The 22,343-nt window shown below is 62.5% G+C and carries 21 protein-coding genes; 16 read left to right on the top strand and 5 right to left on the bottom strand.

The window, feature by feature from the left end; genetic code table 11:
* The first annotated feature begins 291 nt into the window (after positions 1-291).
* From AC09SL_RS02230 to AC09SL_RS02215, 4 genes are read left to right on the top strand one after another with little or no spacing between them, the layout of a single operon-like run.
* On the top strand, positions 292-1,455 hold the full coding sequence (locus AC09SL_RS02230; protein ID WP_013692666.1) for an isovaleryl-CoA dehydrogenase: 1,164 nt from the start codon (positions 292-294) through the stop codon (positions 1,453-1,455).
* 11 nt (positions 1,456-1,466) lie between these two features.
* Entirely contained in the window at positions 1,467-3,074 is a 1,608-nt protein-coding gene (locus AC09SL_RS02225; RefSeq protein ID WP_058544027.1) for a carboxyl transferase domain-containing protein, read from the top strand.
* Positions 3,075-3,087: 13 nt separating this feature from the next.
* Positions 3,088-3,906, top strand: coding sequence for a gamma-carboxygeranoyl-CoA hydratase (locus AC09SL_RS02220; protein ID WP_027912592.1), 819 nt, complete (start codon positions 3,088-3,090; stop codon positions 3,904-3,906).
* Positions 3,903-5,852 carry an acetyl/propionyl/methylcrotonyl-CoA carboxylase subunit alpha gene (locus tag AC09SL_RS02215; protein WP_058544028.1) on the top strand — a complete coding sequence of 650 codons (1,950 nt, stop codon included), beginning with the start codon at positions 3,903-3,905 and terminating at the stop codon, positions 5,850-5,852. The genes AC09SL_RS02220 and AC09SL_RS02215 overlap by 4 nt, the downstream gene beginning before the upstream one ends.
* 29 nt (positions 5,853-5,881) lie before the next feature.
* On the opposite strand, the gene AC09SL_RS02210 is transcribed toward AC09SL_RS02215, so the two are convergent.
* Positions 5,882-6,529 carry a LexA family protein gene (locus tag AC09SL_RS02210; protein ID WP_058544029.1) on the bottom strand — a complete coding sequence of 216 codons (648 nt, stop codon included), beginning with the start codon at positions 6,527-6,529 and terminating at the stop codon, positions 5,882-5,884.
* A 131-nt stretch (positions 6,530-6,660) separates the two neighbouring features.
* On the opposite strand from AC09SL_RS02210, the gene AC09SL_RS02205 reads away from it, so the two are divergent.
* Together AC09SL_RS02205 and AC09SL_RS02200 are read left to right on the top strand one after the other, a co-directional pair.
* Positions 6,661-7,002 carry a DUF6124 family protein gene (locus tag AC09SL_RS02205; protein ID WP_058544030.1) on the top strand — a complete coding sequence of 114 codons (342 nt, stop codon included), beginning with the start codon at positions 6,661-6,663 and terminating at the stop codon, positions 7,000-7,002.
* Positions 7,003-7,493: 491 nt separating this feature from the next.
* Positions 7,494-8,645, top strand: coding sequence for a M14 family metallopeptidase (locus AC09SL_RS02200; RefSeq protein ID WP_058544031.1), 1,152 nt, complete (start codon positions 7,494-7,496; stop codon positions 8,643-8,645).
* A 193-nt stretch (positions 8,646-8,838) separates the two neighbouring features.
* On the opposite strand, the gene AC09SL_RS02195 is transcribed toward AC09SL_RS02200, so the two are convergent.
* Together AC09SL_RS02195 and AC09SL_RS02190 are read right to left on the bottom strand one after the other, a co-directional pair.
* On the bottom strand, positions 8,839-9,375 hold the full coding sequence (locus AC09SL_RS02195) for a cytochrome b (protein WP_058544032.1): 537 nt from the start codon (positions 9,373-9,375) through the stop codon (positions 8,839-8,841).
* A complete protein-coding gene (locus tag AC09SL_RS02190; protein WP_058544033.1) occupies positions 9,372-10,454 on the bottom strand; it encodes a catalase family peroxidase in 1,083 nt (360 codons plus the stop codon). Before AC09SL_RS02190 ends, AC09SL_RS02195 begins: the two co-directional genes overlap by 4 nt.
* Before the next feature lie 168 nt (positions 10,455-10,622).
* Between AC09SL_RS02190 and AC09SL_RS02185 the strand changes: the two genes are divergently transcribed.
* Positions 10,623-11,129, top strand: coding sequence for a sigma-70 family RNA polymerase sigma factor (locus AC09SL_RS02185; protein ID WP_058544034.1), 507 nt, complete (start codon positions 10,623-10,625; stop codon positions 11,127-11,129).
* Entirely contained in the window at positions 11,126-11,878 is a 753-nt protein-coding gene (locus AC09SL_RS02180) for an anti-sigma factor family protein (protein ID WP_058544035.1), read from the top strand. The genes AC09SL_RS02185 and AC09SL_RS02180 overlap by 4 nt, the downstream gene beginning before the upstream one ends.
* Positions 11,879-11,950: 72 nt before the next feature.
* Here the strand turns inward: AC09SL_RS02180 and AC09SL_RS02175 are convergent, their stop codons facing one another.
* Positions 11,951-12,787, bottom strand: coding sequence for an IclR family transcriptional regulator (locus AC09SL_RS02175; protein WP_058544036.1), 837 nt, complete (start codon positions 12,785-12,787; stop codon positions 11,951-11,953).
* Positions 12,788-13,031: 244 nt separating this feature from the next.
* Here AC09SL_RS02175 and AC09SL_RS02170 point away from each other — a divergent pair, with 244 nt between their 5' ends.
* From AC09SL_RS02170 to AC09SL_RS02135, 8 genes are all read left to right on the top strand, one after another.
* Positions 13,032-14,057: an ABC transporter ATP-binding protein gene (locus tag AC09SL_RS02170; RefSeq protein WP_058544037.1), complete on the top strand. Its 1,026-nt coding sequence runs from the start codon at positions 13,032-13,034 to the stop codon at positions 14,055-14,057.
* Positions 14,054-14,923 carry an ABC transporter permease gene (locus AC09SL_RS02165; protein ID WP_058544038.1) on the top strand — a complete coding sequence of 290 codons (870 nt, stop codon included), beginning with the start codon at positions 14,054-14,056 and terminating at the stop codon, positions 14,921-14,923. Before AC09SL_RS02170 ends, AC09SL_RS02165 begins: the two co-directional genes overlap by 4 nt.
* Before the next feature lie 6 nt (positions 14,924-14,929).
* Positions 14,930-15,724 carry an ABC transporter permease gene (locus tag AC09SL_RS02160; protein ID WP_058544039.1) on the top strand — a complete coding sequence of 265 codons (795 nt, stop codon included), beginning with the start codon at positions 14,930-14,932 and terminating at the stop codon, positions 15,722-15,724.
* Between the two features lie 7 nt (positions 15,725-15,731).
* Positions 15,732-16,022 carry a (2Fe-2S)-binding protein gene (locus tag AC09SL_RS02155; protein WP_058544040.1) on the top strand — a complete coding sequence of 97 codons (291 nt, stop codon included), beginning with the start codon at positions 15,732-15,734 and terminating at the stop codon, positions 16,020-16,022.
* Between the two features lie 133 nt (positions 16,023-16,155).
* Positions 16,156-17,511: an FAD/NAD(P)-dependent oxidoreductase gene (locus AC09SL_RS02150; protein ID WP_058544041.1), complete on the top strand. Its 1,356-nt coding sequence runs from the start codon at positions 16,156-16,158 to the stop codon at positions 17,509-17,511.
* Positions 17,508-18,623 (top strand): NAD(P)/FAD-dependent oxidoreductase, encoded by a 1,116-nt coding sequence (locus tag AC09SL_RS02145; protein WP_058544042.1) that lies wholly within the window; start codon positions 17,508-17,510, stop codon positions 18,621-18,623. The genes AC09SL_RS02150 and AC09SL_RS02145 overlap by 4 nt, the downstream gene beginning before the upstream one ends.
* Positions 18,624-18,641: 18 nt before the next feature.
* Positions 18,642-19,703, top strand: coding sequence for an ABC transporter substrate-binding protein (locus tag AC09SL_RS02140; protein WP_058544043.1), 1,062 nt, complete (start codon positions 18,642-18,644; stop codon positions 19,701-19,703).
* A 301-nt stretch (positions 19,704-20,004) separates the two neighbouring features.
* Positions 20,005-21,348 carry a leucine-rich repeat-containing protein kinase family protein gene (locus AC09SL_RS02135; RefSeq protein ID WP_058544044.1) on the top strand — a complete coding sequence of 448 codons (1,344 nt, stop codon included), beginning with the start codon at positions 20,005-20,007 and terminating at the stop codon, positions 21,346-21,348.
* Between the two features lie 208 nt (positions 21,349-21,556).
* On the opposite strand, the gene AC09SL_RS02130 is transcribed toward AC09SL_RS02135, so the two are convergent.
* Entirely contained in the window at positions 21,557-22,261 is a 705-nt protein-coding gene (locus tag AC09SL_RS02130) for a YebC/PmpR family DNA-binding transcriptional regulator (protein WP_058544045.1), read from the bottom strand.
* Positions 22,262-22,343: the final 82 nt, after the last annotated feature.

The raw sequence follows: 22,343 nt of genomic DNA, 5'->3' as shown, positions 1-22,343 counted from the left end.
GAGGCTGCGATCTTTCTCCAGACACTTGAATCTCAAGCGAAAGATCAAAAGATCAAAAGATCAAAAGATCAAAAGATCAAAAGATCAAAAGATCGCAGGCTTCGCCAGCTCCTACGCAGCCGGACAGAAGCAAACTCCCTCGCCCCGATTTTTCCAGGCGCGCTTACTCTGGCTCAAGTTGACGTTAACGTAAAGGGCGATTGACAGCTTCTCGTCGCAGGCTTACGTTAACGTAAAGGTGAGAGCGATTCCGCCACTCTCCGCACCCGATAAAAAAGCCAAAGGTGACCCATGAGCTACCCATCCCTGAACTTTGCCCTCGGCGAAACCATCGACATGTTGCGCGACCAGGTGCAGGCCTTCGTCAAGGCCGAACTGGCCCCGCGAGCAGCGCAGATCGATATCGATAACCTGTTTCCCGCCGACATGTGGCGCAAGTTCGGTGACATGGGCCTGCTGGGCATCACCGTACCGGAGGAATACGGCGGCGCTGGCCTGGGCTACCTGGCCCACGTGGTGGCAATGGAAGAAATCAGCCGCGGTTCGGCCTCGGTCGCCCTCTCCTACGGTGCCCATTCCAACCTCTGCGTGAACCAGATCAACCGCAACGGCAATCACGAACAGAAAACCAAGTATCTGCCCAAGCTGATCAGCGGCGAACACATTGGTGCCCTGGCGATGAGCGAGCCGAACGCCGGCTCCGACGTGGTCTCGATGAAACTGCGCGCCGACAAGCGTGGCGACAAGTACGTGCTCAATGGCAGCAAGACCTGGATCACCAATGGCCCCGATGCCAACACCTACGTGATCTACGCCAAGACCGACCTGGAAAAAGGTCCCCATGGCATCACCGCCTTCATCGTCGAGCGCGACTGGAAAGGCTTCAGCCGCAGCAACAAATTCGACAAGCTCGGCATGCGCGGCTCCAACACCTGCGAGCTGTTTTTCGATGACGTCGAAGTGCCGGAAGAAAACATCCTCGGCGCACTCAACGGTGGCGTGAAAGTGCTGATGAGCGGCCTCGACTACGAGCGCGTCGTGCTCTCCGGTGGCCCGACCGGGATCATGCAAGCCTGCATGGACCTGATCGTGCCCTACATCCACGATCGCAAGCAGTTCGGCCAGAGCATCGGCGAATTCCAGCTGATCCAGGGCAAGGTCGCCGACATGTACACCCAGCTCAACGCCAGCCGCGCCTACCTGTATGCCGTGGCCCAGGCCTGCGAGCGCGGCGAAACCACCCGCAAGGACGCCGCCGGGGTGATCCTCTACAGCGCCGAACGGGCCACGCAAATGGCCCTCGACGCCATCCAGATCCTCGGCGGCAATGGCTACATCAATGAATTCCCGGCCGGCCGCCTGCTGCGTGACGCCAAGCTGTACGAAATCGGTGCTGGCACCAGTGAGATTCGTCGGATGTTGATCGGCCGCGAACTGTTCAACGAAACCCGCTAACGGAGCTGACCATGGCCACGCTGCACACTCAGCTCAACCCGCGCTCGCCGGAATTCATCGCCAACCGCGATGCGATGCTCGGACACGTCGAGGCCCTGCGCACCTTGCTCGCGCACATTCGCCAAGGCGGCGGCCCCAAGGCCCAGGAACGGCACACCTCGCGAGGCAAGCTGCTGCCCCGTGAACGCATCAACCGGCTGCTGGACCCGGGCTCGCCGTTTTTGGAAATCAGCCCATTGGCAGCCCACGAAGTCTATGGCGAAGACGTGCCGGCGGCCGGCGTGATTGCCGGCATCGGTCGCGTGGAAGGCGTCGAATGCATGATTGTCGCCAACGACGCGACGGTCAAAGGTGGCTCCTACTACCCGCTGACGGTGAAAAAACACCTGCGCGCCCAGACCATCGCCCAGCAGAATCGCCTGCCGTGCATTTACCTGGTGGATTCCGGCGGCGCCAACCTGCCGCGCCAGGACGAAGTGTTCCCGGACCGCGAGCACTTCGGCCGGATCTTTTTCAACCAGGCCAACATGAGTGCCCAGGGCATCCCGCAGATCGCCGTGGTCATGGGGTCCTGCACCGCCGGTGGCGCCTATGTGCCGGCCATGGCGGACGAGGCGATCATGGTCCGCCAGCAGGCGACGATTTTCCTCGCCGGCCCGCCGTTGGTGAAAGCCGCCACCGGTGAGGTGGTCAGTGCCGAAGACCTGGGCGGCGCCGATGTGCACTGCAAGATCTCCGGCGTGGCCGACCATTACGCCGACAGCGACGAACATGCCCTGGCCCTGGCCCGCCGCAGCGTGGCCAACCTCAACTGGCGCAAGCAGGGCGAGTTGCAGCACCGCCTTCCGATTGCTCCGCTTTACTCGGGCGAGGAGCTGTACGGCGTGGTTTCGGCCGACGCCAAGCAACCGTTCGATGTGCGGGAGGTGATTGCGCGCCTGGTGGACGGTTCGGTGTTCGACGAGTTCAAGGCGCTGTTTGGAACGACGCTGGTGTGCGGCTTCGCTCATTTGCACGGCTACCCCATCGCGATCCTGGCCAACAATGGCATTCTCTTCGCCGAGGCCGCGCAGAAAGGCGCGCACTTCATCGAACTGGCCTGCCAGCGCGCGATCCCGTTGCTGTTCCTGCAGAACATCACCGGTTTCATGGTCGGGCAGAAGTACGAAGCCGGCGGCATCGCCAAGCACGGGGCAAAACTGGTGACGGCCGTGGCCTGCGCCAAAGTGCCGAAATTCACCGTGATCATTGGCGGCAGTTTCGGCGCCGGTAACTACGGCATGTGCGGCCGTGCCTACGACCCGCGGTTCCTGTGGATGTGGCCGAATGCGCGGATTGGCGTGATGGGTGCCGAGCAGGCGGCAGGCGTACTGGTGCAGGTCAAGCGTGAACAAGCCGAACGCAGCGGCCATCCCTTCAGCGCCGAACAGGAAGCCGAGATCAAGCAACCGATCCTCGACCAGTACGAAGAACAGGGTCACCCCTATTACTCCAGCGCCAGGCTGTGGGACGACGGCGTCATCGACCCGGCCCAGACCCGCGATGTGCTGGGCCTGGCCTTGTCTGCGTCACTGAACGCGCCTATCGAACCGAGCCGCTTCGGCGTGTTCCGGATGTAAACGGGGAATGTCCATGGATAACTTCAACACCCTCGAACTGCACACCGACCCACGGGGCGTTGCTACCCTGTGGCTCAGCCGCGAGTCGAAAAACAACGCGTTCAACGCCGAAATGATCCGCGAACTGATCCTGGCCCTGGACCACGTCAGCAGCGATCCAAGCTTGCGCTTCCTGCTGATCCGCGGTCGCGGCAAGCATTTCAGCGCCGGCGCCGACCTGGCCTGGATGCAGCAATCGGCCGAACTCGATTACCACACCAACCTCGATGACGCCCGGGAACTGGCGGAGCTGATGTACAACCTCGCCAAGCTGAAGATTCCCACGCTGGCCGTTGTCCAGGGCGCCGCGTTCGGTGGCGCACTGGGGCTTATCAGCGCTTGTGACATGGCCATTGGCGCCGATGAAGCACAGTTCTGCCTGTCGGAAGTGCGCATTGGCCTGGCGCCGGCGGTGATCAGCCCGTTCGTGGTGCAAGCCATCGGCGAGCGCGCGGCGCGTCGTTATGCCCTGACGGCGGAACGCTTCGACGGGCAACGGGCGAAAGAGATCGGTTTGCTGTCGGAAAGTTACCCGGCCGAGGCCCTGGACCAGCAGGTCGAACAGTGGATCGACAACTTGTTGCTCAACAGCCCGGCGGCCATGCGCGCCAGCAAGGAACTGCTGCGAGAAGTCGGCAACGGCGCCCTTACCCCGGCGCTGCGGCGCTACACCGAAAATGCCATCGCCCGCATCCGCGTCAGCCCGGAGGGCCAGGAAGGCCTGCGGGCTTTCCTGCAAAAGCGTGCGCCGAACTGGCAAGCCGAATCGAATAACAAGGAGCCGCGTCGATGAGCGCCCCTGCCCTCACCACATTGCTGGTGGCCAACCGTGGCGAAATCGCCTGCCGCGTGATGCGCACCGCCAAGGCCATGGGCCTGACCACTGTTGCCGTCCACAGCGCCACTGACCGCGATGCCCGCCACAGCCGTGAAGCCGACATCCGCGTCGACCTGGGCGGCAGCAAGGCCGCCGACAGCTACCTGCAAATCGACAAGCTGATCGCCGCAGCGAAAGCCAGCGGCGCCCAGGCCATCCACCCCGGCTATGGTTTTCTGTCCGAGAACGCCGGGTTCGCCCGGGCGATTGAAAACGCCGGGCTGATCTTCCTCGGTCCACCGGCCTCGGCCATCGACGCCATGGGCAGCAAATCGGCGGCCAAGGCCCTGATGGAAACCGCCGGGGTGCCCCTGGTGCCCGGTTATCACGGCGAAGCCCAGGACCTGGAGACCTTTCGCGACGCCGCCGAGCGCATCGGCTACCCGGTATTGCTCAAGGCCACGGCCGGCGGTGGCGGCAAGGGCATGAAAGTCGTCGAGGACGTCAGCCAACTGGCCGAAGCCCTGGCCTCGGCCCAGCGTGAAGCGCAATCCTCGTTCGGCGACTCACGGATGCTGGTGGAGAAATACCTGCTCAAGCCGCGTCACGTGGAAATCCAGGTATTTGCCGATCAACACGGCAACTGCCTGTACCTCAACGAACGCGATTGTTCGATCCAGCGCCGCCACCAGAAAGTGGTGGAAGAAGCCCCCGCCCCCGGCTTGACCCCGCAACTGCGCCGGGCCATGGGTGAAGCTGCCGTGCGCGCAGCCCAGGCGATTGGTTACGTCGGGGCGGGCACGGTGGAGTTCCTGCTGGATGCGCGGGGCGAGTTTTTCTTCATGGAAATGAACACCCGGTTGCAGGTCGAGCATCCGGTCACCGAAGCGATCACCGGACTTGACCTGGTGGCTTGGCAGATCCGCGTCGCCCAAGGCGAACCCTTGCCGATCACTCAAGCACAAGTGCCGCTGCTCGGTCACGCCATCGAAGTGCGGCTATATGCCGAAGACCCGGTCAACGATTTCCTGCCGGCCACCGGGCGCCTGGCGTTGTATCGCGAATCTGCCGAGGGGCCGGGGCGGCGGGTCGACAGCGGGGTTGAAGAAGGCGATGAAATCTCGCCGTTCTACGACCCAATGCTCGGCAAGCTGATTGCCTGGGGCGAAGACCGTGAACAGGCGCGCTTGCGGCTGTTGAGCATGCTCGACGAATTTGCCATTGGCGGACTGAAAACCAACATCGGGTTCCTGCGCCGAATCGTGGCCCACCCCGCCTTCGCGGCGGCAGAACTGGACACCGGATTTATCCCACGTTACCAGGTGCAATTGCTGCCAGAGCCGGGCGAACTGGATGACGCGTTCTGGTTCGCAGCCGCCCAGGGATTCGCCTTGAGCCTGACACCGCGCGTGCGCTGCGATGATGCCGATTCGCCTTGGGCCAGCACCACCGGGCTGCGTCTGGGGCTGCCCAGGGAAACCACCTTGCACCTGAGCTGCGAAGGCCAGGATCGCGCGCTGACACTGGACGCTAGCGCCCATTGCGCGGAACTCAAGGGTGAGCAACTGGTGATCGAGCACCACGGCCTGCGCCGCAGTCATCGAGCGATTCGCCAGGGCGACAGCCTGTATTTGCAATGGGCGGGAGACCTGCACCGGATCGACCTGTACGACCCATTAGCCGAAGCCGAGGCCAGCCACAGCCATCAAGGCGGCCTGGCCGCGCCCATGAACGGCAGTATCGTCCGGGTATTGGTGAGTGTCGGCCAGACGGTGGAAACCGGAGCTCAACTGGTGGTGCTGGAGGCCATGAAAATGGAGCACAGCATTCGTGCGCCCAAGGCCGGGGTGATCAAGGCGCTGTATTGCCAGGAAGGCGAAATGGTCAGCGAAGGCAGTGCCCTGGTGGCATTCGAAGAATAGGCATCGGCCCGCTCCCAGGGCCGATCCAGTCAGAACCTGATGGTGGCCTGCACCACCACACCGATGAGGCGACATTGCTCGGTGTACAGGTTTTTCGGGTAAGTCGGATTGAGCGGAACCAGGTAACGCTGGCCGCTCTCTTCGATCAATTTGCGGAAGGTCGCGTCACTGCTACCGGGCAAGCAGACGACCACCAGTTTGCCAGGCACCGCCTCGATAGCCGGATCCACCAGGATCGACATGCCCTCGGGAATACTCAGCCCACTGGGTGCGGTCATCGCGTCGCCCACCACCACCAGCCAGAACGCGGCCCCCAAGGCGTGGTAGTCCGTCAGTTCGTAGCGCGCCTGGCTGTAGGCGCCAGGATCGCCTTCGCGAACCTCGCCAACCTCGTGCCATTCACTGACCGGGTAGCGGAAGTACGGGTTGTACTTCTGCGCCAGGGTCATGCCTTCGTCCGTGGAGGTGTCCGGCTCGCGAATCACCATCGCCACTTCCAGGAACTCCAGCCCCAACTCCCGCAGGACCCGGTTCATGTCTTCGACACTGGGTTGCCGGCGCCTGGTCAGCCAATGGCCGACGCCGCCCTGGGACATCCCCAACCGTTCTGCGAGCACCACTTGCGTGATGCGCAGCTCCTTCATCTTGGCCTTGACCAACTCTATCCATTTATCCATGTGCGGCACGATACGTGGATGACTCCGGCCATTCAAAACACAAATTGTAGTATTTAAATTATCGTCACAATTACGATAAGTACTATTCTGGATTCAGGAGTTCAGCCCCACACACGGAGATTTTCATCACTATGGATACACCCAGTAAAGACCAGCCCGGCAGCCCTTTCGACAGCACGTTCCCTTCATTACAGGATTGCCCGGCAGCCAAACGAGCCCTCGACTACTACTTGAAACCGGGTGTTTCGCAGGCACAGGCAGAACATCGCTTCTTCGACGTCAACCACAACGTCAGCGCAGAAGAAGCCCTTGTTCACGCATGCGACCTGCTGCGCTGTGCAGCGGCGACCGCTCACGAGTCTGCCAACCAGTTGAATGGTTCGAGCCGTGACCTGGCATTTTCGGTGGTGCACATGATTGATCTGGTCAAGGTGATGCTTGACCGATCCCTGGATGGCTACCCGACTCGCTAGGGGTAACGCTTGGGAATGTCGCCGCGAACGCGCACGACAAGCATGAATTTTCCAATCGATGCGATAAAACCATTTGACTTGCAAATGATAATGATTATTATTGCATCAGCTGGTCGCGAGATCAGTCGATAGATCAGAAGACCTTAGGTCGGACTTCTGGAATATCTCCTCATCAGGCTAATCACGGTTTTTGACCCGGCTTTTTGCCGGGTCTTTTTTTTGCCGATTTTCGGCTTATGGCTTCAGGCTAATGAAGTCTTTTGGGTGCTGCCAATTCGATGGCGGCGATGATAGCAAATGAATATCTGTTTACAAGAGCCCCCGCCACACAGGCGAGAACAATCGACAACCAGCACTTGAGAATCAATTGCAGACTCTCTAAGCTGGCTCGGCGTCCAGGGAGGACGCCCCCTCGTTTACGTGACGTAAATCGTCTCGCCCCCCCCTTCTTGCGTGTACAGTAATGGCCATGAAAATCCTTTCCAGGAATCGTGACCGTGGCTAAATCTTCCTTTGATATCAGTGCCAATTTCGACAGCGGCAACATCGAGATCGTCGACATCAGCAACCCGTTGCAGTCGTTGCTCAAGATCAGGCCCGACACCCGCAGCCCCCATTTCCAGTGGTTCCACTTCAAGGCCAGCGGCCTGCACGTTGGCCAGGAGTATTCCTTCCGCCTGCTCAACGCCAGTCAGTCGTCTTACAACAAGGCCTGGACGGGCTACCAGACCGTTGCCTCCTACGATCACGTCAACTGGTTCCGCATTCCGACCCAATTTGAAGGCGACGCCCTGCGCTTTTATCTGGAGACCGAACAACCCAACGCCTGGTTCGCCTACTTCGAACCCTACAGTCGCGGCCGGCATGATTGGCTGATCGAGCAAGCGCAGCACAAGGCCGGCACCGAACTATTGGCCGTTGGTAAAAGCGTGGAAGGTCGTGACATTCAACTGCTGCGCAAGGGCAGCGGTGCGCAAGGCCGGCGCAAAGTCTGGATCATCGCCCAGCAGCATCCCGGCGAGCACATGGCCGAGTGGTTCATGGAGGGCGTGATCGAACGCCTCCAGCAGCATGACGATACGCAACTGAACCAATTGCTCGCCAAAGCCGATCTGTACCTGGTGCCGAACATGAACCCCGACGGCGCGTTCCACGGGCATCTGCGGACCAACGCCATGGGCCAGGACCTCAACCGTGCCTGGCAGAACGCCAGCCCGGAAATCAGCCCCGAGGTCTTTTTCGTCCAGCAGCAAATGGAAAAGTACGGCGTCGATCTGTTCCTCGATGCTCATGGCGATGAGGAAATTCCCCACGTCTTCACCGCCGGTTGCGAAGGCAACCCGGGCTACACACCACGCATTGCCGAGCTCGAAGAGCGCTTTCGCAGCCATCTCAAGCACCAGACCAAAGACTTCCAGACCACTCACGGCTACACCCGCGACGAACCGGGCCAGGCCAACATGACCCTGGCCTGTAACGCGGTCGGCCAGAAATATGACTGCCTGTCCCTGACCCTGGAAATGCCGTTCAAGGATCATGACGATCATCCGAACCCGATCACCGGTTGGTCTGGCAAACGCTCGATGCAACTGGGCAAGGATGTGTTGAGCACCATTGAGGCCATGGTTGACGAATTGCGCTGATCCAGCGACCTGAACAGATCCACCGTGGCGAGGGAACCTGCTCCGCTCGGTGATGTAGGAGCTGGCGAAGCCTGCGATCTTTTGATCTTTCACTGGAGACTCAAGTGTCAACTGAAAAGATCGCAGCCTCGCTTCGCTCGGCAGCTCCTACAGACGCCACCCGGTGGGAACAAGCACCCTTGCCATGATTTCATCAGTCCTTGCCACGCAACATACTGTCCAACACCTCATCCCGGCGCACCCATGCGTGAAACAACGCCGCCGCCAGATGCACCAGCACCGTCACGAACAACAGGTAAGCCAGGTACCCGTGGGCCTTGCGCAGCAGTGCGAACGTCTGGGCGTGCGCTGGCAGAATCGAAGGCAGTTGCAGCGAGTCGCCGAGCATCACCGGGTCTCCCGCCGCCGAAATCATGCCCCAGCCCAACAGCGGCAGGACCAGCATCAAGGTGTACAACAGCACATGCGAGGCGTTTGCCGCCAGCACCTGCCAGGCCGGTAGATCGGCCGGCAACGGCGGTTGACGGGTGGTAAAACGCACCATCAGGCGCACGATCACCAGCAGCAAAATCGCGATACCCAATGGCTTGTGCAACTGCAGCAGCCATTCATGGCGTTCGGACACCGAGGCGACCATGCCTGCGCCGATGAACAGCATGGCGATGATCATCACGGCCATCAGCCAGTGCAGCAGCCGGGCCAGCGGTGCAAAGTGACGAGGGGCGCTCATGGGCGGGACTCCTGTTTGGCGGGCAACTGGCCCACTTCGCTGGTACGGCGCAGATAGGAACTGGCGTAGGCGGCGGAGCGCGCGGCCAGTAGTGGGTCTTCGGAACCCTCGATCCCTTGGGGCAGGATCAGCGGGTCATAGTTGATGTCGCGGCATTCACCGTTGTCCTGCGCCTGGGTGCGCTCCAGCACCAACGTGCCGGCATTGAGTACCTTGCGGTCAGCAGGCCAGGCCTTGCTGGCATCGTTCACCGGGTCCCCCGGGTTGGCCAGGGTGATGTTCAACTGCCAGCGCAACGGCCCGGCGGCGAGACGCTTCACCAAGTCTTGCTCGAGGAAGTCGGCCCCCTGGGGGGGCGTCGCATCCGCAGCGTCCTGGCTGATCGGCACCACGCCCCAGCGCACCGCCTGGCGCTGCCCGGCGGGGTTGACCAGGTAGAACGCGTTGATACCGTTGTAGGTTTCGGTGGCATAGCTGGCCGACGGCTTGGCGGTCTTGATCCATTGCAGGAACGGCGCCGTTTCGGGGTGCGCGGCAAAGAACGCCGGTACGGCCGCAGGGTTCGGTTTTCCTGTGGCAGGGTCCGGCGACTGGGCTTGCAGGAGTTGGTAGAAGGCTTCGGGCGTGCCCACCGGAAACACCGGCATGCTGTTCATGCCGGTGCGCCATTGCTGGCCGTTGGCCTGGGTAAAGCGTAGCGCCAGGCTGCGAATCGGCACACTGCTGTCCGGTGCATAGGGGTTGCCGCTGGGCAAGGCGAACCGCCCAACCACTGGCGTTTGCGCCTGCGAGAACACTTGGGCACTGGAATAGGCGCTGGCCTCGCCCGTGCTTTGGAAATAGCCCGCGACGCAGATACCTTTTGAGTGGTTGCGGCGAAAGCCCGGGTGAACGCCGTTGTTTTTTTCCAGTACATTGACCAACGCCTGCGGTGTCAGGCGCTGTGGGTCGAGGCTGCCATTGACGTAGGCAAACGCGCCGGCCAGCGCGGCAACAATCACGGCGATGCCGCTCAGGCGCAGTGTCAGGCCGGCGGCACTCAAGGGTGGCCGGCTCGACGAGGGTGAAGGATCAACCATGAGAACGCTCCAGGGCTCGGGGCCATTTGTTGGAAAGAACCCGTCAGACGAAGGCCCGGCAGGTTTATTCCCACGCCTCGTATTTATTTTTCCTGCACTGGAATAATCTCGTTCGAGGGTCGTCTTTCCAGTCCCGGCGCAGCGACCGCCTACAGAAGCCACACCCTTATGAACGCATTCGACGAACAGTTGCGCGAACTCATCCCCAGGCTACGGCGTTTTGCCGTGTCGCTGACGCGCAACCCGAGCAACGCCGATGACCTGGTGCAGGCGTGCCTGGAGCGAGCGTTGTCCAAATGGAACGACAAACGCCCGGACGGCGATCTGCGGGCCTGGCTGTTTTCGATTCTGTATCGGCAGTTTATCGACGGCCACCGCCGCTCCCGACGGTATGCACGCATGCTGGAGTTTTTCACCGGCCGCGACGATGCCCACCCTTCGGCCGAGCGCAGCGTGATCGCGCAATCGTCCCTGCAAGCGTTCGATCAGCTCACGACGGAACAACGTGCACTGTTGCTGTGGGTGTCGGTGGAAGGCTTGAGCTACCAACAAGTCGCCGACATCCTCGGCGTGCCGACCGGCACGGTAATGTCCCGTCTGTCGCGCGCTCGACAGGCTCTGCGCCAACTCAGCGACGGCGAAATCACCCGCCCCACCCTGCGGATACTCAAATGATCAGCATGCCCCCCAGCGACAGCGACCTGCACGCCTACGTCGATCGCCAACTGAGCGAGGCCGACCAGCGCCTGGTGCAGGCCTACCTGGCCAACCAACCGGAAGTCGCCGCCCGGGTCCGCGCCTGGCAACAGGACGCGCAGCACCTGCGCACGGCCCTGAGCGGCGCCTTGCAACAGCCGCCCAATCCGGATCTCGACCCGGCCATGATTCGCCAGCGCCTGAAACAGCGCTCCCGCCGCCACCTGGCCAACGCCGCGGTGTTGCTGCTGGCCGTCAGCGTGGGTGGCTTCGGCGGCTGGCAAGCGCGGCAAATGACCCTGCTCAGCACCGCAGCCCCCATGGCCGATGCCTTGCAGGCATACCGCTTGATTGCCCAGCAGGGCATCCTTCCGGCCGACTACCAGACGGGTGACGAGCAGAGCATGCAAGGCTGGCTCGACCGTTACTTCACCCAGGCCGACCGCCTGCCAGACCTGTCGGGCGCCGGTTTCAAGCCCGTCAGCGGACGCTTGCTCAGCACCGAACAAGGCGCAGCGGCGATGGTGGTCTACCAGGACCCGAGCGGTCAGAAAATCAGCTTCTACGTGCGCCCGCCCGGCCCGAAAAACTTCCTGCTGCCACGGGGCAGTCGCCGTGAGGGCGAGCTGCAAGCCGAGTACTGGTCCGGGCCCGGCTACAACTATGCGATGGTCATACCCAGTGATACGCCGACGGTGCAGCGGCTCAAGCAAACCCTGAATTTCTGAGCCCCTTACCCTGTGTAAATCTCTGTGCGAGCTTGCTCGCACAAAGGATAAGGGCTGCGCTTGAGAGTGTATTCACCCCTGCCCAAACACCAGCGAAGGCCTGCGCAGCAACGGGTCGAACGGGTTGATCCGCGGCCCGATCAGGGCCGCCTCGCGCTTGAGCATGTCCACCACCGTCGGCAGGCGCTCGGGCCCCAGGCGGTCACTCACCGTTGCCACGCTCAAGGCAGCCACGGCCCGGCCGTCACGGTCCAGGATCGGCACGGCCACCCCGGCCATGCCCTGCAATACGCCGGTGTTACGCCCGGCGTAGCCCAGCGTACGGACGTTCTCCACTTCCGAACGCAGGAACACTTCGTCGTACAAATGGAAATCCTTGAGCCGCGGCAGGTTGTATTGAATCACCGTGTCGCGCTCTTGCTCCGGCAGAAACGCCAGGATCGCCAGGCTGCCCTGCCCCACGCCCAACGCCACGCGACCACCGATGTCGCCGGTGAACGTGCGGATCGGAAACGGCCCCTCGCTGCGGTCCAGGCAGACCGCATCGAAACCACTGCGCGCCAGCAAAAACAGCGAGTCCCCCAGAGAAGCCGACAACCGCAGCATCGCCGGGCGCACCAGTTCGCGCAGGTTGCCGGTGTTGCCCGCGCGGGCGGCCAGGGCGAAGAACTCCAGGCTCAGGCGGTAGCGTTTGCTGCGTGCGTCCTGCTCGACCATGCCTTCGTCCATCAGGCTACGCAACAAGCGATGCGTGGTGGGCTGGGACAGGCCGATGCGCTGGGCCAATTGTGTCACCCGCTCGCCACCCTCGGCGGTGTCACCCAGGCTGCGTAACACGGCAAACAGCCTGGAAACCGCACCGACACCCACCTCGCCTTTCTCATTATTCCGATCAGTGGAATTAGACATGCTATTTCTCATCATTAAATTTATTCACTGAATGAAACTGAAAATAGTCTTCGCTTCAGTGAAATAGTCCATTGAGCCCATCCTATTCTTCGTCCTACTCTTCGTCCAGACAGGGGCGATTCGAACAACAGCGGCAGCCGACTTGAAGTCGAGCGCCAACGCACCCCAGCAGCATCCTTTCGTATCTGCCCATAAAAAAGCGCGCCTTGCGGCGACGCATAACAATCCCAGGTGGAGCGCAGCTATGGCTTTTGTGCAACTTGAAGGACTTGGCAAACGTTACGGCGATATCGACGCCGTGGTCGCCACCAACCTGTCGGTGGAAAAAGGCGAGTTCGTCTCGCTACTGGGACCTTCCGGCTGCGGCAAAACCACGACCCTGCAGATGATCGCCGGCTTCGTCGAAGTCAGCAGCGGGCGCATCCTGCTGGACGGTCGCGACATTACCCACGCCAAGCCCGCCAGCCGTGGCTTGGGTGTGGTGTTCCAGAGCTACGCGCTATTTCCCCACATGACCGTCAAGGACAACGTTGCCTTCGGCCTGCGCATGCGCAAAGTGGCCAATAGCGAACTGCAACAACGGGTGGACCGGGTGTTGAAACTGGTACGCCTGGACCGCCACGCCGACCGCTATCCGCGAGAACTCTCGGGCGGCCAGCGCCAGCGCGTGGCACTGGCCCGGGCCTTGGTGATCGAACCCCCAGTGCTGTTGCTCGACGAGCCACTGTCCAACCTCGACGCCAACCTGCGCGAAGAGATGCAATACGAAATCCGCCGCATCCAGCGCGAAGTCGGGATCACCACGCTGATGGTGACCCACGACCAGTCCGAAGCCCTGTCGATCAGTGACCGGGTCGTGGTGATGCAGGCCGGGCGCATTACCCAGATCGACGCGCCGTATACCCTTTACGAGCACCCGCGCACCGAATTCATTTCCGGTTTCGTCGGCAAAGCCAACCTGCTGCCCGGCGAGCGCAACAGCGCAGGCGTCGTTCAAGCCTGCACCCGAGGCGATGGGGGACTGACCCTGAGCCTGCGCCCGGAAAAAATCGACCTGTGCGAGGCCGGTTCTGGGCGATTGCAAGGCACCCTCGTCAGCCGCTTCTTCCTTGGTAGCCAATGGCTGTACGGCGTCTCGACCAGCCTGGGTGAACTGTGCGTGGTGCGCCGCAACGACGGCTCGGCACCCTTGGTCGAAGGCACGGCGGTGGGCCTGGACTGGGATCCGGCACTGCTGCGGGTGCTGAGTGCGGACGAGGTGCCGGCATGAAGCTGATCGATGCGATGCGCCGCGGTCGCCAAGGCTACCTGATGTCCGCGCCGGCCCTGGCCTTGTACCTGGGCTTGCTCGTCATTCCCTTGGGCTTGACCTTGGTCCTGTCGTTCAACGTCTTCGACTACAGCTCGGGCATCAACGGCGACGCCTATACCTTCGAGCACTACACCAACCTGCTGGGCGACCCGTACTTCTACGAGATCTTTTGGCGCACGTTCTGGATCAGCGCCTTGACCACGCTCTTGTGCGTACTGATCGGCGTGCCCGAGGCGTACATCCTCAGCCGCATGGGCGCACCGTGGCGCTCGATTTTCCTGATCCTGATTCTCACGCCGCTGCTGATTTCGGTGGTGGTGCGGGCCTTTGGCTGGAGCCTGTTGCTCGGCGCCGACGGCTTGGTCAACCAGATCCTGCAGGCCTTCGGTGGCGCGCCGATGAAGCTGCTCTATACGCCGTTCGCCGTGGTCATCGCCCTGGTCCACGTGATGTTGCCGTTCATGATCATTCCGGTCTGGACCTCGCTGCAGAAACTCGACCCAGCCGCCGAACAGGCCGCGCTGTCACTGGGGGCGAGCCAGTTCACGGTGATCCGCAAAGTGGTGCTGCCGCAAATCATGCCCGGCGTGCTGTCCGGCACGCTGATTGTGTTCGGTCTCGCCGCCAGTTCCTTCGCGATCCCCGGCCTGCTCGGCGGACGGCGCTTGAAGATGGTCGCCACGTTGATCTACGACCAATACCTGTCGGAGCTGAACTGGCCCATGGGCGCGGCCATTGCTGTCGCGCTGCTGCTGCTCAACCTGCTGATCATGCTGTCGTGGAACCGGATGATCGAAGGCCGCTACAAGAAGTCATTGGGGTAATGGGTCATGTCTAGAAACGGTCCTTTCGCGCTGCTGTTTCACGCCCTGCTGGTGGCCTTCATGCTCGCGCCGCTGGTGGTGGTCTGCCTCGTCGCCTTCACCCCGGAAAACACCCTGAGCCTGCCGACCACCGAGTTTTCCCTGCGCTGGTTTCGCGCCGTGTTCGAACGCGCGGATTTTGTCGATGCCTTCTACAACAGCCTGGTCCTGGCGTTCAGCGCGGCCTCGCTGGCGACGCTGATTGCGGTGCCGGCAGCCCTGGCGATCACCCGGCTCGAGTTTCCCGGCCGCGACTTCTTCAATGGCCTGTTCCTGTCGCCGATCATCATTCCGCACCTGGTGTTGGGCGTGGCGTTGCTGCGCCTGTTTGCGCTGATGGGCGTGAACGGCAGCTTTGCCTGGCTGATCTTCGCCCATGTGCTGGTCATCACGCCCTACGTGCTGCGCCTGGTGCTGGCCTCGGCCATCGGCCTGGACCGCAGCGCCGAGCAGGCTGCGCAATCGTTAGGGGCCGGGCGCTTCACGCTGTTCCGGCAAATCACCTTGCCGATGATCCTGCCGGGGGTGGCCGGGGGCTGGCTGCTGGCGTTCATCAACAGTTTCGATGAAGTCACGCTGTCGATCTTCGTCACCTCGCCGGCCACACAAACCTTGCCGGTGCGCATGTACGTGTACGCCACCGAATCCATCGACCCGATGATGGCAGCGGTGTCGGCACTGGTCATCGCGCTGACCGCGCTGACCATGATTGTGCTCGACCGGGTCTATGGCCTGGATCGGGTCCTGGTAGGCAAACAATGAGGGCACCATGGCGCTGCTGAAACGACTGGCCGAAGGCGACCGCCCGGCCCTGGACTTTACCCTCGACGGCCAGCCTGCCATCGGCCTGTTGGGAGACACGCTGCTGACCGCCGTGCTGACCTGCAGCGAACACCTGCGCGGCAGCGACTTCAGCGCCGAACCCAGGGCCGGTTTCTGCCTGATGGGCGCCTGCCAGGACTGCTGGGTGCGCCTGGGCGATGGCCGCCGCGTCCGCGCCTGCTCGACCCTGCTCGAAGCCGGCCAGCACATCACCCGCGAACCGGGGCGCCAGCTATGAACACTGTCGACAGGCATGGCCTCTTCGCGAACAAGCTTTGCTCCCGCCGCAAAAAAACTGTGGGAGCAAAGCTTGCTCGCGATGACGGCTCCAACAGCAGCACAAATCCCCCGGCCCTGCCAATGAGGTGGCGATGAAACCGATAGCCATCATCGGCGCCGGCCCGGCCGGTATCCGTGCTGCGCAGACATTGGTCGCCCACGGCCTATACCCGGTTCTGCTGGACGAAGCCGCCCGCGGTGGCGGACAGATCTATCGGCGCCAACCGGCCAATTTCAAGCGCTCGCCGGGCAAGCTCTATGGCTTCGAAGCGCACAAGGCCAACGCCATCCACCAGACGCTCGACGCATTGCGCGAACAGCTCGACTATCGTCCCGACACCCTGGTGTGGAACGCCGAGGCCGGCCTGCTCGATACCCTGCATGAAGGCCGCGCCGACCGCCTCGAGTACGCCAGCGTGATCGTCGCAACTGGCGCCACCGACCGGGTCCTGCCTGTGCCGGGGTGGACCCTGCCCGGGGTGTACAGCCTGGGCGCGGCGCAGATCGCGCTGAAGTTCCAGGGGTGCGCCATCGGTGAACGGGTGGTGTTCGCCGGCAGCGGCCCCTTGCTGTATCTGGTGGCCTATCAATACGCCCGGGCCGGCGCCAACGTGGTCGCGGTGCTCGACAGTTCGCCCTTTAGCGCCCAGGTCCGCGCCCTGCCCGGCCTGCTGGCGCAACCGGCCACCCTCGCCAAGGGCCTCTACTACCGCGCCTGGCTGACCGCCCATGGCATCGCCGTGCATCAAGGCGCGAGCCTGTCGCGTCTCGACGGAGCACGCCGGGTGCAGTCACTGAAATGGCGCAATGCACGCGGCGAACACACCCTCGACTGCGATGCGGTGGCCTTCGCCCACGGCTTGCGCAGCGAAACCCAACTGGCCGACTTGCTGGGCTGTGACTTCACCTGGAACGCCCTCAATCGCGCCTGGCTGCCCCAACGGGACCTCGCCGGGCGCAGCAGCGTGCCGGGGATTTACCTGGCCGGTGACGGTGCCGGAATCATGGGTGCCGACGCGGCTGAAATAGCCGGCGAACGGGCAGCCCTGGCCTTGCTCGAAGACAGCGGTTATCTGATCGACCCGCAGCGTTGCACTCAGTTGGAACAATCGCTGGAACGCATCGGCCATTTCCGACAGGGCCTGGAACGCGCGTTTGCCTTTCCTGAAGAGTGGGCCGCCGACGCTGCCGATAACCTGATGATTTGCCGCTGCGAAGAAGTCAGCGCCGGCGACATCCGCCAGGTGGTGGGTGAAGGCCATTGGGAAATCAATCGGGTCAAGGCGCATTGCCGGGTCGGCATGGGCCGCTGCCAGGGACGAATGTGCGGTGCCGCCGCGGCGGAAATCATCGCCCGCGAAAGTGGCCGCACCGTTTCCAGCATCGGCCGTTTGCGGGCCCAGGCACCGATCAAGCCCGTGCCGTTCGGCCTGGAGGTCGAGCCATGATTGAAGTGGATGCGGTGATCATTGGCGGTGGCATCGTCGGCGCCTCGGCCGCGTTGTTCCTGAGCCATGCCGGACGCCGGGTGGCGTTGCTGGAGCGCGACTTCTGCGGTTCGCACTCCAGCGGCGTGAACTACGGCGGTGTGCGCCGCCAGGGCCGACCGCTGTCGCAATTGCCCTTGTCGCAACGGGCCCATGAAATCTGGAGCCAGTTGCCACAATTGATCGGCATCGATGGTGAGTACCAGCGCAGCGGTCATTTGAAGCTGGCCCGCAGCGCTGAAGATCTGCAAGCGCTGCACGACTACGCCGTCGCCAGCCAAGGGTTTGGCCTGGATCTGCAACTGCTCGATCGCGATGCGTTGCGCGCCCGTTTTCCGTGGGTCGGCACTGTCGCGGTCGGAGCGTCGCTGTGCCCGGACGACGGCCACGCCAATCCACGCCTGGTATCGCCTGCCTTTGCCCAGGCCGCTCGCCGGCAGGGCGCGCTAGTCCACGAACAGTGCGCCGTCAGCAACGTGGTACACGACGGCCAGCGCTTTGCCGTACACACCGCAACGGGCCTGACGTTCCATGCGCCCTGGCTGCTGAACTGCGCCGGTGCCTGGGCGAGTCAGTTCGCCGCGCAGTTCGGCGAAGCGGTGCCGATGCACGCCGGGCATCCGGCGATGCTGGTCACCGAGCCCTTGCCCTTGGTCATGGACGCCAGCACTGGCGTCGAAGGCGGCGGCATCTATGCCCGCCAGGTTTCACGCGGCAATTGCGTGCTGGGCGGCGGCCAAGGTTTTGCCTTGGACGCCGCTCGCGCCCGACCCGGCCAGAATGCGGTGCTGGAAATCCTGCACCAGGCGGTCGAACTCTACCCATTCCTGGAAGGCGCCCAGGCGATTCGTACCTGGAGCGGCACCGAAGGTTACCTGCCCGATCGCCAGCCGGTGATCGGCCACAGCAGCACCCAGCCCGGTCTGTTGCACGCGTTCGGCTTTGCCGGTGCGGGCTTCCAGATCGGCCCGGCGGTGGGCCAGGCGCTCACCGAGATCATCTGCAGCGGGGCTTCGACCACGCCGCTGGATGCGTTTTCCATCACCCGGTTTCACTCCATCTCCGTTGCTTGATAGAGGAAGGTCGCGCCAATGAATAACGTCAAACGCAGTGCACTGTTCGGTTTCTGCTCGCTGGGTTCCGCTTGCCTGGGCACCCTGCTCCCGCTCACCCAGGCGTTGGCCGAGCCGACGCTTTACCTGGGCATGAACGGCGGAACCATGGAGCGGCTCTACGCCGACAAGGTCTTGCCGGCCTTCGAGAAAGCCAACAACGTCAAAGTGGTCATCGTGCCCGGCACCTCCGCCGACATCCTGGCCAAAGTCCAGGCCAGCAAAGGCAACCCGCAGATGCATGTGATGTTCCTCGATGACGGCATCATGTATCGCGCCATCGCCATGGGCTTGTGCGACAAGCTCGAAGACAGCCCGCCCCTGGCGCAGATCCCGGCCAAGGGACGCATCAAGGATCAAGCCGTGGCCGTCAGCCTCGGGGTGACGGGGCTGGCCTACAACACTCGGCTGTTCAAGGAGAAGGGCTGGAATACGCCCACTTCATGGATGGACCTGGCCGATCCGCGCTTCAAGGACAAAGTGGTGTTCCAGTCGATGGCCTCGTCCACATTCGGCCTGCACGGTTTCCTGATGTTCAACCGGATCCAGGGCGGCAGCGAAACCGACGTCGAGCCGGGCTTCAAAGCGTGGCCAAATACAGTGGGACGCAACGTGCTGGAGTACATCCCGAGCTCGGCGAAGATATCCGAAATGCTGCAGACCGACGAAGCCGCGCTGTTCCCGCTGACGCCGACCCAGGTGACCGCGTTGAAACTCAAGGGCATGCCGGTCGAATATGCCCAGCCGAAGGAAGGCGCCGTGGTCCTCAACGTCGCCGAATGCGCCATCGCCCAGAATACCCAACCGGAACTGGCGCAAAAGCTCGCGGCTTTCCTGCTGACCCCGCAAGCCCAGGCCATCGCCCTGGAAGAAGGCGACCAGATCCCGTCCAACCCCAACACCCCGACCACCGACAAGACCCGCGGCCAGGTGGAAGCGATGAAGCAATACCTGGAAACAGCGATTGCGGTGGATTGGGACCAGGTCAACGAACAACGCCCGGCCTGGAACGCCCGCTGGAACCGCAGCATCGAGCGCTAGCGCGCGCTTTGCAGTTATCATGCGGCCTACTCACAATGAATTGAACAGATGACCTGTGGCGAGGGAGCTTGCTCCTGCTGGGTTCTGTAGGAGCTGGCGAAGCCTGCGATCTTTTGATCTTGATCTTTGGCTTGGGATTCAAGTGTTAGGGGAAAGATCGCAGCCTCGTTGCACTCGACAGCTCCTACACAGCTCCTACACGGCTCCTACGCAGCTCCCACAGCGCCGCCGAGCGGGAGCAAGCACCCTCGCCACAGTTTTTTTTCGCGCTCTTTTTTCTTGATCAATAGCGAACCTCTCCATGCACACCCTCGCCCAACTACGCGCCGGCCAGCTCTCAGGCATTACTCGGCTGGACCTGGCCTGCGGCTTGACGGAGTTTCCCAGGGAAATCTTCGACCTGGCCGATTCCCTCGAGATTCTCAACCTCAGCGGCAATCAGTTGGACACGCTGCCCGACGACCTGCATCGGCTGACTCGCCTGCGCGTGCTGTTCTGTTCGGACAACCGCTTCACCGAACTGCCCGAATGCCTGGGCCGTTGCAGCGCGTTGACCATGGTCGGTTTCAAGGCCAACCGCATCGCGCGCGTCACGGGCGCCGCGCTGCCACCACGGCTGCGCTGGCTGATCCTGACCGACAACTGCGTCAACCAATTGCCGGATGAACTGGGCCAACGCCCCTCTCTGCAAAAACTGATGCTGGCCGGCAACCGTTTGCAGCAGCTGCCGGCGAGCCTGGGCCAGTGTCATCGACTCGAACTGCTACGCATCGCCGCCAACCAACTGACCGAACTGCCGCAATGGTTGCTCAAGCTGCCAAGCCTCAGCTGGCTGGCCTACGCTGGCAACCCGCTGCAAGCCCAGGCAGAAGCGGCGGCCCTGAATAGCACAACGCCTATCGCCTGGGCGCATCTGGAACTGCAACAGCCACTGGGCGAAGGCGCGTCGGGGGTAATTCATCAGGCGCTCTGGCGGACGCCCGGCCAGGTGGCGCAAAAGGTCGCAGTGAAGCTGTACAAAGGCCAGATGACCAGCGACGGCTCGCCCCTGCATGAGATGCATGCCTGCATCACTGCCGGTCGACACCCGAACCTGATTGAGGTGCTGGGTCAGGTTGCCGGACACCCCGAGCAACAGGCCGGGCTGGTGATGGCGCTGATCGAGCCCAGCTACCGTAACCTCGCCGGGCTGCCGAGCCTGGCGTCGTGCAGCCGTGACGTGTATGCCGATGAGCTGCGCCTCAACGCCCAGGCGGCCCTGCGCATCGCCCATGGCATCGCCTCGGTGGCGGCGCACCTGCACCGCCAGGGCATCACCCACGGGGATCTCTACGGGCACAATATCCTGTGCAATGACCAGGGCGATTGCCTGCTGGGGGATTTTGGCGCCGCGTCGTTCCACGCCACCACGGACAACCTTCAAACCCGCGCACTGCAACGCATCGAAGTGCGGGCCTTCGGGATTCTGCTGGGGGAATTGCTGGCGCGGATCGAACCGGCGCTCGGTGCTGAGGAACTGGCAGTGTTGCAGGATCTGCAGGTGCGTTGCTGTCAGCCTGATGTGCTGGCGCGGCCGGGGTTTGATGAGATCGAAGGTTTACTGCGCGACCGTGGCGAGGGAGCTTGCTCCCGCTGGACTCTGTAGGAGCTGGCGAAGCCTGCGATCTTTTGATCTTGATCTTGATCTTGATCTTTCGCTTGAGACTCAAGTGTCTGGGGAAAGATCGCAGCCTCGTTGCACTCGACAGCTCCTACACAGCTCCTACACAGCTCCTACACAGCTCCTACACAGCGCCTATGCGCCGCCGAGTGGGAGCAAGCTCCCTCGCCACAGGGGATTGCCTGTACTTCGCTTAACCCGCCAACCCGACAAACATGTCCTGCACGTCATCGTGGTTGTCGAGGCCTTCGAGGAACGCTTCGACTTCAGCCATCTGCTCGTCGGTCAGGCCGCTGACCGGGTTTTTCGGCTGATAGCCCAGCTTGGCCGACAATACGGTGAAGCCCTGCTCCGGCAAAGCCTTCTGTACCGCATCGAGGTCGGCAGGATCGGTGATGAACAGCGTCGCGCCTTCTTCGCCCGGCTCGAAATCCTGGGCACCGGCCTCGATGGCGGCCATTTCCGGATCGGCGTCCGGGCTGTCCGGCGCGGCTTCGATCATGCCGACATGGTTGAAGTCCCACGCCACCGAACCCGAGGCGCCGAGTTGGCCCTTGCGGAACGCGACGCGAATTTCGGCAACGGTACGGTTGATGTTATCGGTCACGCATTCAACGATCAGCGGCACCTGGTGCGGCGCGAACCCTTCGTAGGTGACGCGGTGGTATTGCACGGTTTCACCGAGCTGGCCAGAACCTTTCTTGATCGCACGCTCCAGGGTCTCGCGGGGCATCGAGGCCTTCTTCGCCTGTTCGACCACCAGTCGCAAGTGCGCGTTGGTAGCGGTATCAGCGCCGTTGCGCGCGGCAATGGTGATTTCCTTCACCAATTTGCCGAAGATCTTGCCCTTGGCGTTGGCAGCCGCTTCTTTGTGTTTAACCTTCCACTGTGCGCCCATTACTCACTCTCTTGTCTGACGCGCCGAGACATCTGCCGGCCGGCGCTGTGGCGCAAGTTTATACGGCCTAAACCGGCTGATC

The sequence above is a fragment of the Pseudomonas sp. PF05 genome (assembly GCF_056521845.1).
The sequence above is the reverse complement of the archived record's forward strand: the minus strand, read 5'-3'. Positions and strand labels throughout refer to the sequence as shown.

What these genes read in the sequence shown, in the direction of transcription:
- AC09SL_RS02135 (WP_058544044.1), top strand. Translation starts at nt 20,005, where the DNA reads ATGCACACCCTCGCCCAACTACGCGCCGGCCAGCTCTCAGGCATTACT.
- AC09SL_RS02140 (WP_058544043.1), top strand. Translation starts at nt 18,642, where the DNA reads ATGAATAACGTCAAACGCAGTGCACTGTTCGGTTTCTGCTCGCTGGGT.
- AC09SL_RS02225 (WP_058544027.1), top strand. Translation starts at nt 1,467, where the DNA reads ATGGCCACGCTGCACACTCAGCTCAACCCGCGCTCGCCGGAATTCATC.
- AC09SL_RS02195 (WP_058544032.1), bottom strand. Translation starts at nt 9,375, where the DNA reads ATGAGCGCCCCTCGTCACTTTGCACCGCTGGCCCGGCTGCTGCACTGG.
- AC09SL_RS02185 (WP_058544034.1), top strand. Translation starts at nt 10,623, where the DNA reads ATGAACGCATTCGACGAACAGTTGCGCGAACTCATCCCCAGGCTACGG.
- AC09SL_RS02155 (WP_058544040.1), top strand. Translation starts at nt 15,732, where the DNA reads ATGGCGCTGCTGAAACGACTGGCCGAAGGCGACCGCCCGGCCCTGGAC.
- AC09SL_RS02210 (WP_058544029.1), bottom strand. Translation starts at nt 6,529, where the DNA reads ATGGATAAATGGATAGAGTTGGTCAAGGCCAAGATGAAGGAGCTGCGC.
- AC09SL_RS02205 (WP_058544030.1), top strand. Translation starts at nt 6,661, where the DNA reads ATGGATACACCCAGTAAAGACCAGCCCGGCAGCCCTTTCGACAGCACG.
- AC09SL_RS02180 (WP_058544035.1), top strand. Translation starts at nt 11,126, where the DNA reads ATGATCAGCATGCCCCCCAGCGACAGCGACCTGCACGCCTACGTCGAT.
- AC09SL_RS02165 (WP_058544038.1), top strand. Translation starts at nt 14,054, where the DNA reads ATGAAGCTGATCGATGCGATGCGCCGCGGTCGCCAAGGCTACCTGATG.
- AC09SL_RS02215 (WP_058544028.1), top strand. Translation starts at nt 3,903, where the DNA reads ATGAGCGCCCCTGCCCTCACCACATTGCTGGTGGCCAACCGTGGCGAA.
- AC09SL_RS02130 (WP_058544045.1), bottom strand. Translation starts at nt 22,261, where the DNA reads ATGGGCGCACAGTGGAAGGTTAAACACAAAGAAGCGGCTGCCAACGCC.
- AC09SL_RS02145 (WP_058544042.1), top strand. Translation starts at nt 17,508, where the DNA reads ATGATTGAAGTGGATGCGGTGATCATTGGCGGTGGCATCGTCGGCGCC.
- AC09SL_RS02190 (WP_058544033.1), bottom strand. Translation starts at nt 10,454, where the DNA reads ATGGTTGATCCTTCACCCTCGTCGAGCCGGCCACCCTTGAGTGCCGCC.
- AC09SL_RS02175 (WP_058544036.1), bottom strand. Translation starts at nt 12,787, where the DNA reads ATGTCTAATTCCACTGATCGGAATAATGAGAAAGGCGAGGTGGGTGTC.
- AC09SL_RS02230 (WP_013692666.1), top strand. Translation starts at nt 292, where the DNA reads ATGAGCTACCCATCCCTGAACTTTGCCCTCGGCGAAACCATCGACATG.
- AC09SL_RS02220 (WP_027912592.1), top strand. Translation starts at nt 3,088, where the DNA reads ATGGATAACTTCAACACCCTCGAACTGCACACCGACCCACGGGGCGTT.
- AC09SL_RS02160 (WP_058544039.1), top strand. Translation starts at nt 14,930, where the DNA reads ATGTCTAGAAACGGTCCTTTCGCGCTGCTGTTTCACGCCCTGCTGGTG.
- AC09SL_RS02170 (WP_058544037.1), top strand. Translation starts at nt 13,032, where the DNA reads ATGGCTTTTGTGCAACTTGAAGGACTTGGCAAACGTTACGGCGATATC.
- AC09SL_RS02150 (WP_058544041.1), top strand. Translation starts at nt 16,156, where the DNA reads ATGAAACCGATAGCCATCATCGGCGCCGGCCCGGCCGGTATCCGTGCT.